The sequence below is a fragment of the Frankia alni ACN14a genome (genome assembly GCF_000058485.1).
Taxonomy (GTDB): Bacteria; Actinomycetota; Actinomycetes; order Frankiales; family Frankiaceae; genus Frankia; species Frankia alni.
Genome location: NC_008278.1, coordinates 5,969,055 through 5,983,688, shown reverse-complemented (window position 1 = coordinate 5,983,688; position 14,634 = coordinate 5,969,055). Strand labels below are relative to the sequence as shown.

General features: G+C 73.0%; 15 protein-coding genes. 6 read left to right on the top strand and 9 right to left on the bottom strand.

Annotated elements, in window-relative coordinates; all coding sequences use genetic code 11:
- Positions 1 to 42: 42 nt before the first annotated feature.
- Complete coding sequence (locus FRAAL_RS24120) at positions 43 to 927, bottom strand: mechanosensitive ion channel family protein (RefSeq protein WP_231861331.1); 885 nt, start codon at positions 925 to 927, stop codon at positions 43 to 45.
- 280 nt (positions 928 to 1,207) lie between these two features.
- Here FRAAL_RS24120 and FRAAL_RS24115 point away from each other — a divergent pair, with 280 nt between their 5' ends.
- Together FRAAL_RS24115 and FRAAL_RS24110 are read left to right on the top strand one after the other, a co-directional pair.
- Complete coding sequence (locus FRAAL_RS24115; protein WP_041940945.1) at positions 1,208 to 2,161, top strand: DUF3710 domain-containing protein; 954 nt, start codon at positions 1,208 to 1,210, stop codon at positions 2,159 to 2,161.
- Between the two features lie 163 nt (positions 2,162 to 2,324).
- The gene (locus FRAAL_RS24110; RefSeq protein ID WP_041939723.1) at positions 2,325 to 2,762 is read left to right on the top strand and encodes an SsgA family sporulation/cell division regulator; all 438 of its coding nucleotides are present in this window, start codon (positions 2,325 to 2,327) and stop codon (positions 2,760 to 2,762) included.
- A gap of 51 nt (positions 2,763 to 2,813) precedes the next feature.
- Here FRAAL_RS24110 and FRAAL_RS24105 read toward each other — a convergent pair whose 3' ends face one another.
- The 6 genes from FRAAL_RS24105 to FRAAL_RS24080 all read right to left on the bottom strand — a co-directional run bounded on the left by FRAAL_RS24105 (position 2,814) and on the right by FRAAL_RS24080 (position 7,632).
- Complete coding sequence (locus FRAAL_RS24105; RefSeq protein WP_011606616.1) at positions 2,814 to 3,383, bottom strand: GNAT family N-acetyltransferase; 570 nt, start codon at positions 3,381 to 3,383, stop codon at positions 2,814 to 2,816.
- Between the two features lie 93 nt (positions 3,384 to 3,476).
- The gene (locus tag FRAAL_RS24100; RefSeq protein WP_011606615.1) at positions 3,477 to 3,665 is read right to left on the bottom strand and encodes a hypothetical protein; all 189 of its coding nucleotides are present in this window, start codon (positions 3,663 to 3,665) and stop codon (positions 3,477 to 3,479) included.
- 85 nt (positions 3,666 to 3,750) lie between these two features.
- The gene (locus FRAAL_RS24095; RefSeq protein WP_011606613.1) at positions 3,751 to 4,266 is read right to left on the bottom strand and encodes a mycothiol transferase; all 516 of its coding nucleotides are present in this window, start codon (positions 4,264 to 4,266) and stop codon (positions 3,751 to 3,753) included.
- Positions 4,267 to 4,319: 53 nt separating this feature from the next.
- Positions 4,320 to 5,291, bottom strand: a complete 972-nt coding sequence (locus FRAAL_RS24090; protein WP_011606612.1) for an ABC transporter permease — start codon at positions 5,289 to 5,291, stop codon at positions 4,320 to 4,322.
- A 6-nt stretch (positions 5,292 to 5,297) separates the two neighbouring features.
- Entirely contained in the window at positions 5,298 to 6,356 is a 1,059-nt protein-coding gene (locus FRAAL_RS24085) for an ATP-binding cassette domain-containing protein (RefSeq protein ID WP_173402702.1), read from the bottom strand.
- A gap of 229 nt (positions 6,357 to 6,585) precedes the next feature.
- A complete protein-coding gene (locus FRAAL_RS24080; protein ID WP_011606610.1) occupies positions 6,586 to 7,632 on the bottom strand; it encodes an aldo/keto reductase in 1,047 nt (348 codons plus the stop codon).
- A 354-nt stretch (positions 7,633 to 7,986) separates the two neighbouring features.
- Here FRAAL_RS24080 and FRAAL_RS24075 point away from each other — a divergent pair, with 354 nt between their 5' ends.
- Positions 7,987 to 9,534: an acyl-CoA synthetase gene (locus tag FRAAL_RS24075; RefSeq protein ID WP_041939722.1), complete on the top strand. Its 1,548-nt coding sequence runs from the start codon at positions 7,987 to 7,989 to the stop codon at positions 9,532 to 9,534.
- 152 nt (positions 9,535 to 9,686) lie between these two features.
- Complete coding sequence (locus tag FRAAL_RS24070) at positions 9,687 to 10,475, top strand: M50 family metallopeptidase (protein WP_231861326.1); 789 nt, start codon at positions 9,687 to 9,689, stop codon at positions 10,473 to 10,475.
- A 129-nt stretch (positions 10,476 to 10,604) separates the two neighbouring features.
- Here FRAAL_RS24070 and FRAAL_RS24065 read toward each other — a convergent pair whose 3' ends face one another.
- A complete protein-coding gene (locus FRAAL_RS24065) occupies positions 10,605 to 11,612 on the bottom strand; it encodes an alpha/beta fold hydrolase (protein ID WP_231861324.1) in 1,008 nt (335 codons plus the stop codon).
- A gap of 248 nt (positions 11,613 to 11,860) precedes the next feature.
- Here FRAAL_RS24065 and FRAAL_RS24060 point away from each other — a divergent pair, with 248 nt between their 5' ends.
- On the top strand, positions 11,861 to 12,820 hold the full coding sequence (locus FRAAL_RS24060; protein WP_231861322.1) for an HpcH/HpaI aldolase/citrate lyase family protein: 960 nt from the start codon (positions 11,861 to 11,863) through the stop codon (positions 12,818 to 12,820).
- Here the strand turns inward: FRAAL_RS24060 and FRAAL_RS24055 are convergent.
- Positions 12,817 to 13,536, bottom strand: a complete 720-nt coding sequence (locus tag FRAAL_RS24055; protein ID WP_157892207.1) for a TetR/AcrR family transcriptional regulator — start codon at positions 13,534 to 13,536, stop codon at positions 12,817 to 12,819. The genes FRAAL_RS24060 and FRAAL_RS24055 overlap by 4 nt on opposite strands.
- Before the next feature lie 142 nt (positions 13,537 to 13,678).
- On the opposite strand from FRAAL_RS24055, the gene FRAAL_RS24050 reads away from it, so the two are divergent.
- On the top strand, positions 13,679 to 14,599 hold the full coding sequence (locus FRAAL_RS24050) for an NmrA family NAD(P)-binding protein (protein WP_011606604.1): 921 nt from the start codon (positions 13,679 to 13,681) through the stop codon (positions 14,597 to 14,599).
- Positions 14,600 to 14,634: the final 35 nt, after the last annotated feature.

The following is a 14,634-nucleotide window of genomic DNA, read 5'->3' as shown; positions in this document are numbered from 1 at the left end:
CGCGGGTCACCAGGCCGGGGCGGGTCGTGCGGCCGGGGCGGGTCATGAGGAGGTGGGGGCGGCGGTGTCGAGATCGGTGGGGACGATGATGCCCTCCCGCAGCAGGGCGGTGCCGATGCGCGCTCGCAGCGTCCGGCCCACCTCGAACTGCCGGCCGGGCTGGGTGCGGGCCACGACCCTGATCTTGAACTCGTCGAGGTCCATGCTCTCCACGCCCATCACGGTCGGGGCGTCGAGCAGCAGGGCGTGCAGGGTCTCGTCCGCGTACGCCTCGGCGCCGACCCGGTTGAGCAGATCGCTGACGGTGGTGAGGTCCGCGGTCGCGGGAATCGGCACGTCGACGATCGCGCGGGCCCAGTCCCGGGACAGGTTGATCACCTGGACTATCTGACCGTTGGACGTGGTGACGACCTCGCCGCTGGACGTCCGGATCCGGGTGATGCGCAGCGTGACCTCCTCCACCGTGCCGGTGGACCCGGCCGCCGGGCCGCCGGCGACGAGCAGGCGGACCAGGTCACCGAACCCGTACTGGCGCTCGGCGATGATGAAGAACCCGGCGAGGATGTCCTGCACGACCCGCTGGGCGCCGAAGCCGAGGGCGACACCGACGATCGTCGCCGGCGCGACGAAACCCGTCAGGGGCACGCCGAAGCGCTGCAGCACCAGCACCGCCGTCAGGCAGTAGACGATGACCAGCACGGTCCAGGTGACGACCTGGGCGACGGCGTGCCGGTGCTTGGCCGCCTCCGTGCGCACGACCCGGTCGGCGCCGGTCGCGGGTACGTCGATCCGGCTCGTGACGCGGTCACCGAGCCAGGTTGCCAACCGGGTCAGCAGCGCCGCCCCCGTCACCAGCAGCACGACCTCCAGGCCGCTGCCGCGGGCCCAGTGCCCGATGTCGCTCAGCGGGGCGGACGCCGTGATCACGGTCGTGGACGTTCCGACGGCGCTGATCATGCGGCTCGGTGCGGCGGGTGCGGGGCGCCCGGGTGCATCACCCGCGCGTGCGACCGCGGACGGTTCGTCGCCGGCGGCGCCGGCCGGGGCTGTCGAACTCCGCTCACCCGCCCGAACCTACCCTCGGTCTACCCAACGGGTACACACCGGTTCCAGGTCACACTGACGGCTGGCGAATCCCCGTTCGCGTCGACACCGGCCGGGGCATCGGCGATCCTGAACGGGTTGCCAGGTGGAGAGGGCGGTCGCGATGTTCGGAAGGTTCGGCCGCAACCGTCTCGGCGCCGCCGCCGATGACCGATCGGACTATCTCGCGGGCGTCCCCGCCCGGCGCCACGAGCCGCCCCTGGGACCCTACGATCTGGCCGAGGCGCCGAACGACCAGATCCGTCGCCTCGACCTGGGCTCGCTCGTCGTCCCCGTGCCGGCCGGCGTCTCCGTGGACCTACGGATGGATCCGGACACCGGCCGCGGCGTCGCCGTCGAGGTGAGGGCCGGCCGGGCGACGATGACGCTCGCCGCGTACGCCGCGCCGAAGAGCCAGGGCCTGTGGGAGGAGACACGCGCCGAGCTGCGCGCCTCGCCCGCCGAGCGGCTCGCGGGCCTCGCCGGCTGGGCCGATCCGAGGACGTGCGGGTCGGTCCGGGAAACCGTCGGTGACTGCGGTGCGGAGCTTCGGCTCACGGCTGAGACGTCGGCCCGCGCCGAGACGTCGGCCCGCGCCGAGACACCGGCCCGCGCCGAGACGCCCCTCGGTGGGGAGGCCTGGCTGGTGCGCGTGCTCGGCTTCGACGGGCCGCGCTGGCTGCTGCGGGCCGTGGTCACGGCGCCGGTCACCGCGTCGACCGGCACCGACGTTCTCGTCGGCACGGTGCTGCGTGGGGTCATCGTGCTGCGCGGTGGGCGGGCGGTCCCGCGCGGCGCGGCCCTGCCGCTGCGCCGGCCCACCGATCGGGACGCCGATCCGCCCGTCGTTCCCGACGCCGTCCGTCGCGGTGCCGGTGCCGGGGGCGTGGACACCCCTGGCCGCGACCGCGACGGCGCCCCCGGCGCTTCCGGCGGCGACACCGACGACGAACTCGACGGCGAGCTCGGTCGGATCCGACCGTCCGGCGCCATCGTCCTGGACACGCGGGGGATCAACCGCGAGGTGATCGGCGCGCCGGTCGGCGGCCTCAGCCGCAACCTCACCACCTGGGGATGACCTGGAGCTCCCTCCCCCGCGCACCTCCAGCGAACGCTCCTGCTGATCGGCCCGTGAGTGTCGGGTTGTTCCGCCTGTACACAGGGGCCCCTCGGGCGGCTGATCCGAAGCGTGGCGGGAGAGATGCTGACACGGTCGGATTTGACCGTGTTGGGAGGCAGCGATGCTCCGTCACAGTTCGACGCCCGCGCATGTCGTGGTGCGCGATCTCTCCGCCGACTTCGTCACGGAGGACGGTGCGCGAGCCTCCGTTGCGGGCACGTTGCGTTACGATCCGGCGGATCCGTTCGCGGTGGAGCTGATCCTGCGCCCCGGCCGGGAGTCCATCACCTGGATCTTCGCGCGCACGCTGCTGGCAGAGGGGACGCAGAGCCCCACCGGCACCGGTGACGTGCGGATCCGGCCGACCAGGTCGGAGGGGCGCGCGGTCGTCACCGTCACCCTGTCCAGTCCGTCCGGGCACGCCGACCTCGAACTGCCCCGCTCGATCGTCACCCGGTTCCTCGCGGAGATCGAGGAGAAGGTGCCGGCGGGCCGGGAGAGCGAGGGCATCGACTGGAACGCGGAGCTGCGCACCCTGCTGCGCACCCGCAATCCCTGACGGCCCGAGGCGCCCGCGCCTGCCGGTGGGAGTGCCTGGCGGGCCGGCCGCTCAGGCGGGCGTCCCGGCCGGCCTCCCGAGAAAGATCATTTCGATGCCGCCGTCGATGGCCCGTCCGGTCTCCTGGTAGCCGTGGCGGGTGTAGAGGCGGATGTTGTCGACGCTGCGAGCGCCCGTGAACAGCTCGAAACGGGCGGCGGTGGCGTGGTGGAGCTCGATCTCGGTGAGCAGCCGGCTGGCGAGCCCCCGGCGGCGCAGCCGCGGATGGGTGACGAGCCGGCCGACCCGGCAGGTGTCTCCGTCGAGCCGCCCGCGCACCGCCGCCACCACCTCCCAGCCGCACCGCGCGACGAGGACGGTCGCCGCGTCGCCACGCCGCCCGTCACCGCCTGCGGCGAGGATGGCGCGCAGCTCGGCGACGGTCTCCGTCAGCGGCGCGATGGAGTGGTCGCCATACAGCTCGGCCTCGGACTGGTAGCAGAGATACTGCAGTTTGACGATCTGATCCGCGTCCCCGTCCCGTGCCGTCGTGAGGATGATCTCGTCCTGCGGCGGTGGAGCGGGAAACGCCGCGGCTACGGAGGACGGGCCGGGAGCAGGCCGTGATCCGGCGTCGGGCATGACCGAGATTCTTGCATCCGGTCCCGTGCGCGTCCGGCTGTTGGTCGTCGGTGGCGGCCAGTGGCGGCCGGGGCTGGGGTGTCCGTGGAGGAGTCAGGAGGTGTCGGGGGCGCCCTCGGTCGGTTGCCAGACGGGGATCTCGGGCGGGTCGACGACCCCGGCGTCCCGCATGAGGATGTCGATCGCGGGCGGGTCGAGGAAGAACTGGTGGAAGGCCTCGGTGGGCCGCCAGACGTCGAGCACGATGAGCTGACCGTCGCCGGCAACGAAACAATGGGGCACGACGCCTACCTTTTGCCGACTGTGCGATGGGTTCCCGACCGGGGTGACGAAACGTCCGGTCGGCCTGCGGCCCGTCCCGGCGCCGTCACGACTGCCGTCGCTCGATGATGCCCCGCAGAAACGCCGCTTGGCCGACATGCTGGAGGTCGTCTGAAACGACGCTGATCAGGCGGACCCCAAGGGTGACAGGCGGCTCCCACCGTTCGTCCACCACGCGGTCGAAGTCACCGTCGGTGATCTTGGCGAGGTAGCGGACGGTCTGGTCGTGGACGGCCTCGTGGTAGTCGACGAGCAGCGCCGGGTCGGCCACGCGGACGGCGTCGACCTCCTCCGTCGTGTGCCCGTAGCCGATCGACGCGGCCGGCAGCGACAGCGCGAACCGGTCCGCGAAGCCCCCCGCGGTCCAGACCTGCTCGAGCCCGGCGACGTCGGCCACGTGGTCGTCCTGAACGCGGGTCAGGTGCCACACCAGCCAGCCGACGGAGTTGGACGTCCCGTCGACGCGGATGGCGAGCTGCTGCGCGTCGAGTCCGGCGACGGCGTCGCGCACCTCGTCCCGGATCCGCCCGAAGGCGTCGGCTAGAAGATCGGAACCGTTCATCGCGCAGGCTCCCTCACGTGGTGGATGCGACGCCGGCGGCGCTGGTCTCGATCTTAGTGAGGACGGGTCGCCCGGGCGCGCCGCCGATGCTCGCGGGCCGGGCCGGGCCGGGCTGGCGCCGGGGTGGCCGAGGCGGCCGGGGTGGTCGGATGCGGCCACGCGGTCGCGGTGCGCGTGCCGGTCAGACCCGCCGCCTGAACGCGGTCACCGCCAGCGGCGCGAACACCGCGGCCAGGCCCGCGGCCCACAGCAGCGCGTGCCATGTCGGGGTCCAGACCGGGCCCGAGACGAGCAGGCCGCGGGTGGCGTCGGCGAGCGCGGTGACCGGATTGACCTTGACGAACGCCTGCAGCCAGCCGGGCATGGTCGAACGTCTGGACGAAGGCGTTGCTGACGAACGTCAACGGGAAGATCAGCGTGAAGCCGAAGACCATCACCTTCTCCGGTTCGGAGACGAGCATCCCGACGAGCACGGAGATCCACGAGGCGGCCAGCGCGAACAGCACCACCAGGCCGACCGCGGCCAGCGCCTGCAGCGGCCCGGTCTGGACCCGGAAGCCGAGGATGTAGCCGAGGCCGAGCAGCATCGCGATGGCCCAGAGCTGCTTGGTCATGTCGGCGAGGATCCGCCCGGCCAGCGGCGCGCTGCGGGCGATCGGCAGCGAGCGCAGCCGGTCGAACACCCCCTTGGTGAGGTCGGTGTTCAGCCCGGTGCCGGTGTTGAGCGTCGTGAACAGGGTGTTCTGGACGATGATGCCGGGCAGCGCGAACGTCAGGTAGTCGCCGGTCGAGCCGGAGATCGCCCCGCCGAACACGTAGGTGAACAGCAACAGGAACATCAGCGGCTGGACGCTGAAGTCGAGCAGCTCCATCGGGTTGTGCCTGACCTGCACGAGGGTGCGCCAGGCCAGCGTGGCGGTGTGGCGAAGCGCGTCGAGCGGGGTGACCCGCGCGGATCCGAGCGGCTGCGTTCCCCGGGTCGTCCCCGGGGTCTGGCTCGGCAGGGCTGTGGTGAGGGCGGTCACGGCGGGTCAGCTCCTTGTCGCCGCGGGAATCCGCGCGGCCGGGTCGTCGACGGCCGGCTCGCCGGCGTTCACGTCGGTGGAGGAGGTCGGCTCGGCGGGGGTCGGGCCGTCCGTGGCCGGATGGCCGGTCAGCGCGAGGAACACCTCGTCCAGGCTGGAGCTGCGCAGGGTGATCTCCCCGACGGTGACGCCGGCGTCGTCGAGGCGGCGCACGAGCGCCGGCAGCACGGCCGGGTCGGTGACGCGGACGCTGACGAGGCCGGCGGCGATGTCCGGCGCCACCCCGACCAGCTCGGCCACCGTCGCCGCCACCAGCGGCGTGTCGGCGCCGTCCCCGGGGCGGACCGCCAGGGTCTGCGCGCCGGTCTGCTTCTTCAACGCCTCCGGCGAGCCGTGGGCGATGATCCGACCGTGGTCGACGACCGCGATGTCGTCGGCGAGCTGGTCGGCCTCCTCCAGGTACTGCGTCGTGAGCAGCACCGTGACGCCGTGGCCGCCGACCAGGTCGCGCACCACGTCCCACATCTCGTTGCGGCTGCGCGGGTCCAGACCGGTGGTCGGTTCGTCGAGGAACAGCAGCCGCGGGCGGCCGACCAGGCTCGCGGCGAGGTCGAGGCGCCGGCGCATGCCACCGGAGTACGTCCGCGCCGACCGGTCCGCGGACTCGGTGAGCCGGAAGTCCGCGAGCAGCTCGCCCGCCCGGGCCTTCGCGGTGGACCGGGACAACCCGAGCAGTCGGCCGATCATCACCAGGTTCTCGCGGCCGGTGAGCATCTCGTCCACCGAGGCGTACTGCCCGGTGAGCCCGACGAGCTGGCGGACCCGGTGACTGTCGTGGCGGACGTCGTAGCCGCCGACCAGCGCCCGCCCGGCATCCGGCCGGATCAGGGTCGCCAGGACCCGCACCGCTGTCGTCTTACCGGCGCCGTTGGGTCCGAGCAGGCCGAAGACCGTGCCGGCCGGCACGGTCAGGTCGACGCCCGCGAGCGCCGTCGTGGCGCCGTAGCGCTTGACCAGCCCCTCGGCGACGATCGCGGGGGTGCGGTGTTCGTGTGTGACCGTCATGCCGATGAGCTTGCCGGCCACCACTGACAGTTTGGCGAGGCGCCGGTGACGCGCCGGGCGTGGCGCGGCCGCCGCGCTGACAGCCCGCTGACACGGCCTCCCCGGCCCCGCCGCGCCGGGAGCGGCCCCCGTTCGGGTCGGAGTCCGCCTTCCTTGCCGTTCCAGAGGGTTCAGCGCCCGATTCGTCCCTCTGGAACGGCAAGCAGTGCGGGCATGCCAGCGAGGTGGGTCAGCCGGCGCGGCGGCGGGACGCGGGGCGCAGCGAGGGGTTGCCGCTGTAGTGCTCGATGCCGGCGATGTCGGTGCCCGGCGGGACGACCTTGTCGATCGCGTCGAGCGTGGTCGCGTCGAGGGTGACGTCGGCGCCGGCGAGCACGTCGTCGAGCTGCGCCTGCGTCTTCGGCCCGATGATCGTCGACGTCACCGCCGGGTGGCTGTCCACGAACGCCAGCGCCAGGTGGGTCAGGGAGATCCCGGCCTGCTCGGCGACGGTGGCGAGCCCCTCCACCGCGTCGTAGCGGGCGGGCGTGCTCGGGTCCTCGTCCAGCCCGGCACCGCCGCGGCGGCGGGCGAACACCCCCTCCGACCCGAAGCGCGAGCCCGACGGGATCTCGGCATCGCGGCGGTACTTGCCGGTCAGCCAGCCGCCGGCCAGCGGGCTCCACGGGATGACGCCCACGTCGTGGCGCAGCGTCGCGGGCAGCACCGCCTCCTCGATCGACCGGGCGAAGATCGAGTACTGCGGCTGCTCGCAGACGAACCGCTCGCTGTTGCGGCGGCGCGCGGCCCACTGCGCCTCGACGATCCAGTCGGCCGGGTACGACGACGAACCCAGGTAACGGACCTTGCCCTGGCGGACGAGGTCGGTCAGGGCGCCGAGGGTCTCCTCCAGGTCGACGTCCCAGTCGTGCCGGTGGACCTGGTAGAGGTCGATGTAGTCGGTGTCGAGCCGGCGCAGGCTGTCCTCGACGGCGCGGGTGATCCAGCGCCGTGAGCCGCCGCGGTGGTTGCGCTCGTCGCCCATCGGGGTGAAGCACTTGGTGGCCAGGACGATGTCGTCACGGCGGCCCTTGATGGCCCTGCCGACGATCTGCTCGCTCTCGCCCTGGGAGTAGACGTCGGCGGTGTCGACGAAGTTGATGCCCGCGTCGAGCGCGTGGTTGATGATGCGTTCGCACTCGTCGTGGTCGGTGTTGCCGAAGGCGCCGAACATCATGGCGCCCAGGCACTGGGTGCTGACCTCGACGCCGGTCCGGGCGAGCTTGCGGTACCGCATGGGTGAAGCCTCCTGCTCGTCATCGCTGACCCTGCATGTGTGCCGACCCTGCACGTGCTGACCCTGCATGTGTGGACGCCGATCCCGCGGCTGAGAACTCCCCCGCACTGCCTATCGAGAGGGATTAATCGGACATCGAGGGGCTCGGACGGGCAGGAAACCGTCGCCCGCAGCCGACCGTAACGATGAGAGCGCACTCGAAGTCAACCCGGCTGGCGAGGCCCGGTTCGGGGGTCGAGCCTGGCGCCGATGTGTCGAAGTCTGTGGACGTAACGTGACGGCGTCGATATTGTGATGGCTGCCACATTCGGATCCGCTCGAACGGCCACGCCGCATCGGCATCAGGGAGAGCGCATGTACCCGGGGGTGTTCGCCGAGCAGTCTCCCCACAAGCCGGCCGTGATCGTCGCCGGCACGGGTGCCGTGCTCACCTATGGCGAGCTGGAGGACGCCTCGAGCCGGCTCGCCCGCCGCCTGCACGAGGTTGGTCTGCGCCGCGGGGATCATCTCGCCCTGCTCACCGACAACGACCCGCGGGCCTTTGAGGTCTTCTGGGCAGCGCTTCGATCGGGCCTGTACATCACTGCCGTCAACCGGCACCTCGTCGCGGACGAGGTCGCCTACATCATCGACGACTGCGGCGCGCGCGGCCTCGTCGTCTCGGCCGCCCTGCTCGACGTGGCCGAACAGATCGTCGAGGCGACCCCCCGGGTCGGGATCCGGCTGGTCTACGGCGCGGACGCGGGTGCATCGAGTACGTATGGCTCGTACGACGAGGCGCTGGCCTCGGTGCCTCCCGGCCCGCTGTCCCACCAGCCGTGCGGCACGGACATGCTGTACTCGTCCGGCACCACCGGCCGGCCCAAGGGGATCCGGGACGACCTGCCCGAGCGCGAGGTCCACGAACCCGGCGACCCGCTGGTCACCCTGTTCGGGTCGATGTACGACTTCGGCCCCGACACCGTCTATCTCTCGCCCGCACCGATCTACCACGCCGCGCCGCTGCGGTTCGGCGGCTGGGTGCACCGTCACGGCGGGACGGTCGTGCTGATGGATCGCTTCGACGCCGAGGGCGCACTCGCCGCGATCGAGCACCACCGCATCACCCACAGCCAGTGGGTGCCGACGATGTTCGTCCGCATGCTCAAACTCGCCCCGGCTGTCCGGGAGAAGTACGACCTGTCCAGCCACAGGGTCGCCGTCCACGCGGCGGCGCCCTGCCCGCCCGAGGTGAAACGCGCGATGATCGACTGGTGGGGGTCGATCATCTACGAGTACTACTCGTCGACGGAGAAGGCCGGCGCCACGTTCATCACGACGGAGGAATGGCTACGCAAGCCGGGCTCGGTCGGCCGCCCCGGGATGGGGATCGTCCGGATCTGCGGCGACGACGGCGCCGAGCTGCCCACCGGCCAGGTCGGCACGATCTTCTTCGAGCGGGACGTCCCCGCGTTCGAATACCACAACGATCCGGCGAAGACCGCCGCCGCCCGCCACCCCGACCACCCCACCTGGTCGACCACCGGCGACGTCGGCTACCTCGACGAGGACGGCTACCTGTTCCTCACCGACCGCAGGGCGTTCACCATCATTTCCGGCGGGGTCAACATCTACCCACAGGAGATCGAGGACAGCCTGACCCTGCATCCCAAGGTGCTTGACGTCGCGGTCATCGGCCTGCCCGACGAGGAGATGGGGGAGCGGGTCGTCGCCGTCGTCCAGCCCGCCCCGGCCGCAGTCCCCGGCCCTGAGCTGGCCGCCGAGTTGCTGGACTTCCTGCGCCCCCGCCTCGCCGGCTTCAAGATCCCTCGCACGGTCGACTTCGTCGACGACCTGCCGCGCACCCCCACCGGCAAGCTGGTCAAGCGCCAGCTCCGCGACCAGTACCTCAACACCGTCTGAAGCCGTGACCGGGCGGGTTCACCGGACATCCTGTCGGCCGCGGAATCCCGGCGATACCGGGAAAAGACGAGGAGTCACCCAGATCGGCCCGGGATGATCGTGGCCGGACGCGGGAGCGGAGGCCGGGCGGCATCCGTGTCAGGGCGGCATCCGTGTCTGGGGGTACCAGGCCGGCGGCGGGCAGCCTCGGGCTCGGGGTGACGCGCCTGCGCCGGCCCGGGGGGATTCGGCGTGGCTTCGGGGGCGCGGTGAGCGTGGTGGCGGACGGCACTCTTGCCGTCGTTCTGGACGGGGCGGCGGCGCCGCGGTCGGTCGCCGTCGTGACCGGGCTCCTCGCGCTGCTGGCCGTGCTCGTCAGCAGCGTGCCGGAGCATCTCGACACCGCCGTCCACGAAGGCGGGCATGCTCTCGCGGCCTTTCTCTCCGGCCGGCGGGTGGGCGGTGTCTGGGTCGAGTCCGACGGCAGCGGCCTGACCTATTCGTTCGGCCGGCGCCGCGGCATCGGACTGTTCGCCACGCGGGCGGCGGGCTACGTCTTCCCCTCGCTGATCGGGGTCTGCTCGGCGCGGCTGCTGGCGGCGGGCAAGGTGACCGCCGTGCTCATCCTGGCGGTGGCGGCGCTCGCCGCGTTGCTGCTCGTGATGCGCAACCGCTTCGGGGAGCTGGTCGTCGTCTCGGTCGGTGCCTCGCTGATCCTCGCCGGCCGGTACGCCCCGGGCTGGGTCCAGCTCTGGTACGCCTATCTGCTCACCTGGGTGCTGCTGTTCTCCGGTCCGCGGTCGGTGCTGGTCCTGCACCGCGCCCGCCGGCGCGGCGCGGTCGGCTCGGACGCCGACAAGCTCGCCGAGAGCACTCACCTTCCCGCGCTGTTCTGGGTCCTCGCCTTCGGCGCCGTCAGCCTGTGGTGCGCCCTAAAAGGCGCGGCCCTCCTGCTCGCCTGACCCGCCGCCGCGGCCAGCCTGGCCTGGCCTTCCTGCCTATCCAGAGGGACGAAACGGACACGGAGGCCTCCGGACAGGCAGGACGGCGTCCGGACACGGAGGCCTCCGGACAGGCAGGACGGCGTCCCATCAGCCGGCTGGGGCGGCACGGCCGGCCGGAGTGCCGCCGGCCGCGGCCGTCTCGACGCGGGCGAAGTGGGCGTCGACGGCGGTCAGCCACGCCAGCGGACGGCTGGCCTGGGGGCTGTGATCGGCCCCGGCGATGACGGCGAGATGGGCTCCGGGGATGTCGTGTGCCAGGGTCTGCGCACCCGCCCGCAGCGTGGAGTCGTGCTCGCCGACGATGACGGTCGTCGGCACGGTGATCTCGCCGAGCCGGGGAACGAGCGAGGGATAGCCGCCGAGTTCCCGGCCCAAGGCGGCGAGCGCCTCCGGGTCCGCCTGGCCCAGCCCCGCCACCTGACGTTCGGCAGGGTTGCGATGGTCATGGACCGCGCCCACGCCGTCGCCCTGCGCCGCACCCACGCCGCCGCCCTGCGCCGCGCCCGCCGGGCCGTCGGCGTCGGTACCGGCACCGGCCCGGCCGTCGCGACGGGCAAGGTCGGAGCCCGACGCGATCGCCGCCGCTCCCTCCAGCACCGCCGCCACGATGCGCCTCGCGACCGGTCCGGTGGCGCTGGCGGGCGCGGCGGCGGTGTCGACGAGCACAAGGGAACGCACCCGGTCCGGATGCTCCAGCGTGTACCGCAGCGCGACCACCCCGCCCAGGGAGTGGCCGACAAGATGGATCCCGGCCGGCCCGAGTGCCGCAACCACGGCGGTGAGATCGGCGAGGAGGAGGTCGAAGCTGTAGTCCGCCCGACCGCCGGGTGCCCGGCCGCTGGCGCCGTGCCCCCGATGGTCGTAGGCGATCACCCGGCGCGTGGCGGCCAGCTCGGGTGCCACCGCGGCCCAGTCCGCGGTGCTGCCGGCGATCCCGTGGACCAGCACGACCGGGCTGCCCCAGCTGCCGACTCCGCCGCCCGGGGCGCCGGCCAGAGCCGCCCCACCGGGCGGGCGGGCGTCCGGCTGCACGTCCTCGACGTGCAGCTCCAGTCCCGCCGCCACCGGCAACCGCCATCCGCTCGCACTGACCACGTGCACATCCTCGCCTGGTTGGGCTCGCTCGCGCCGTTGGGCTCGCTCACATGGTCGGTGCGTTCACCTCGTTGCGCTCGGTCGGCTGGCCCCCGGCACCGGCCACCGGGCCAGTAGGGTGAGTCCGCGTGTCCTCGACCGCAACAGCCGGTCTGGTCGGAGAGACATCGGTTTCACCTGGTCTCCGGCGGACCGTCCGGGTCCGGATGGCGGGGCGGGACGGGGCGCGCGGGGACGGGAGGGATGCGGTGACAGCCGAGGGTGCCACGGCCGAAGGGACAGCGTCCGAAGGGACGGCGGCCGGAGCGACGGCGGCCCACGGGACGGCGGCGGACTACCGGCCGCGTCGGTCGGTGCTGTACATGCCGGGGGCGAACGAGCGGGCGTTGGAGAAGGCGAAGGGTCTGCCGGCCGACGCGCTCATCCTCGACCTGGAGGACGCGGTGGCCCCGGCCGCCAAGCAGGAGGCCCGGACGCGGGTCTGCGCCGCCGTGGCCGCCGGCGCCTACGGCCGGCGGGAGGTGGCGATCCGGGTCAACGGGCGGGACACACCCTGGCACGCCGACGATCTGCGCGCCGCCGCCCAGGCGGGACCGGATGCCGTCGTCGTGCCGAAGATCGGCTCGCCGGCCGACGTGCACGCCGTCGAACGGGACCTGGACGCGGCCGGGGCGCCGGGGCACACCCTGATCTGGGCGATGGTGGAGACGCCGATCGCGATGTTGCGCGCCCTGGAGATCGCCCAGGCCTCGCCGCGCCTGGCCGTGCTGGTGATGGGCACGAACGACCTGGCCAACGAGCTGCGTGCGCAGCACGTGCCCGGCCGGGCGCCGCTGCTGACCGGTCTGGGGCTGTGCCTGCTGGCGGCGCGGGCCAGCGGCAAGGCGATCCTCGACGGCGTCTACAACGACGTCCGCGACGCCGAGGGTTTCGCCGCCGAATGCCGGCAGGGCCGTGAGCTGGGGTTCGACGGCAAGACCCTGATCCATCCCGGCCAGGTCGAGCCCTGCAACCGGGCGTTCTCGCCGTCCGCCGAGCAGCTTGCCGAGGCCGCGGAGATCGTGCGGGCCTGGGCGGACGCGGAGGCCGCGGGCCGGGGGGTCGTCACCGTCAACGGGCGGATGATCGAAAATCTGCACGTCGACAACGCCCGCCGGCTGCTCGCCGTCGACGCCGCGATCGCCGGACGCCCGAGGGCGCTGCGCTAGCGGCGTGCGCCGTGGCTGTCCAGCAGGATCCGGACGAGGTCGCGGGCGTGCCGCGCCGGCCCGTCGGCGCCGAGGGCCGCCACGCTGGCGTAGACGCCTTCCATGATCAGAACCAGCTGGTCGGCCAGCTCCCGCGAATCTGAGGTGGAGTCGGCGCCGGGAGCGGTGGGGTCGGCGCCGGGGGCGGCTAGGGCGGCCGTCATCGCGGCGAACTGGTCGCGGACCCAGGCCTTGGTGGCGACGGCGTGGCGATGGGCGGGCGCCTGTGGGTCGGGGATCTCGGCGAGCGCCATGAGGAACGGGCAGCCGCGGCAGCGGTCGGGTCGCGTCTGCTCGACCAGGGCGTCGAACACGGCGAGGATCCGCGCGCGAGGCGACGTCCCGCCCGCCTCCGCCGCCTCGGTGAACCACTGCCGGTACAGCGCGCCCGCCCGTTCCACGTAGGCGGCGACGAGATCGTCCTTCGCGGCGAACAGCCGATAGAGGGTGGTCGGCGCGACGCCGGCCTGCGCGGCGAGCGTGTCCACTCCCGTGGCGCGGATGCCCTGCCAGTAGAACAGCTCGTGCGCCACGGCCAGCACGTGCTCACGGGTCTGCGCCGCACTGCGCCGCGGTGGCGACGGTGACGGCTGCGGTGAGGGCGGCGGTGAGGGCGGTGGCGTCGCCGGCGGTGGGGCCGGGGAGTCGCCGTCGGTCGTCCTACCTGTACCTGGCACGGTCGTGAGTCTCTCGTCGTCGGTGGTCGAACCCGGGCGGGCCGTGGGTTGCGGCGTGCAGGTTTATGGTCCCGCATTGTTAGGGAACGTTCCGTACCGCCGTCAAGCTGATCATTGAGCACTCTCGCCGGGAAGGACGATCATGTACCTCGTCACCGGAGCAACCGGCAACATCGGGCGGGAACTCGTCGACGCGCTCGCCGCGGCCGGCCAGCCGGTCCGCGCGCTGACCCGTCGCGGCGAGCTGCCCGCCCGGCCCGCGCCGTCCGCCTCATCCCCGTCACCTGCGTCATCCCCGTCCGAGGAGTCATCCACGTCACGCGCGCCGCTCGAGGTGGTGCGCGGAGACCTGGACCGACCGGAGACTCTGGCCGGTCCGCTGGCCGGCGTGCGGGGGATGTTCCTGCTGCCGGGCTACCGGGACATGCCGGGGGTGCTCGCCGAGGCGCGCCGCGCCGGGGTGGAGCACGTCGTGCTGTTGTCCGGCAGCTCCGCGGCCAGCGGCGACCGGAGCAACGCCGTCACCGACTACATGGTGCGCTCCGAGGAGGCCGTGGCCGCCGCGGGGGTGCCGTGGACGGTCGTGCGCCCCTTCGCGTTCATGTCGAACACGCTGCGCTGGCTGCCCCAGCTCGAGGCCGGCGACGAGGTGCGCGAGCCGTTTCCGGACGCCCCGGCCGCGGTGATCGATCCAGCCGACATCGCCGCCGTGGCCGCGCGGGTGCTGACCGCTCCGGGCGGGCAGGCGGGGGCGATCCACACCGTCAGCGGGCCGCAGTCGCTGCTGCCGGCCGAGCGGCTCCGGCTGCTCGCCGAGCGGCTGGGTCGTCCGCTGCGGCTGGTGGCACTCGGGCCCGACGAGGCCCGCGCGGAGCTCGACCGGACGATGCCGGCGCAGTACGCCGCCGCGATGGCCGACTTCTACCTCGACGGCTCGCTCGACGAGTCGCCCGTGCTGCCCACCGTCGAGGCGCTGCTCGGCCGCCCGCCGCGGACCTACGCGCAGTGGCTCGACACGCACGCCGCGGAGTTTCCCGCCGCAAGGCTGGCCTCGCCCGTCTGAACGGGACGGGGCGGGGCCACGGGGCGGGGCGGGAT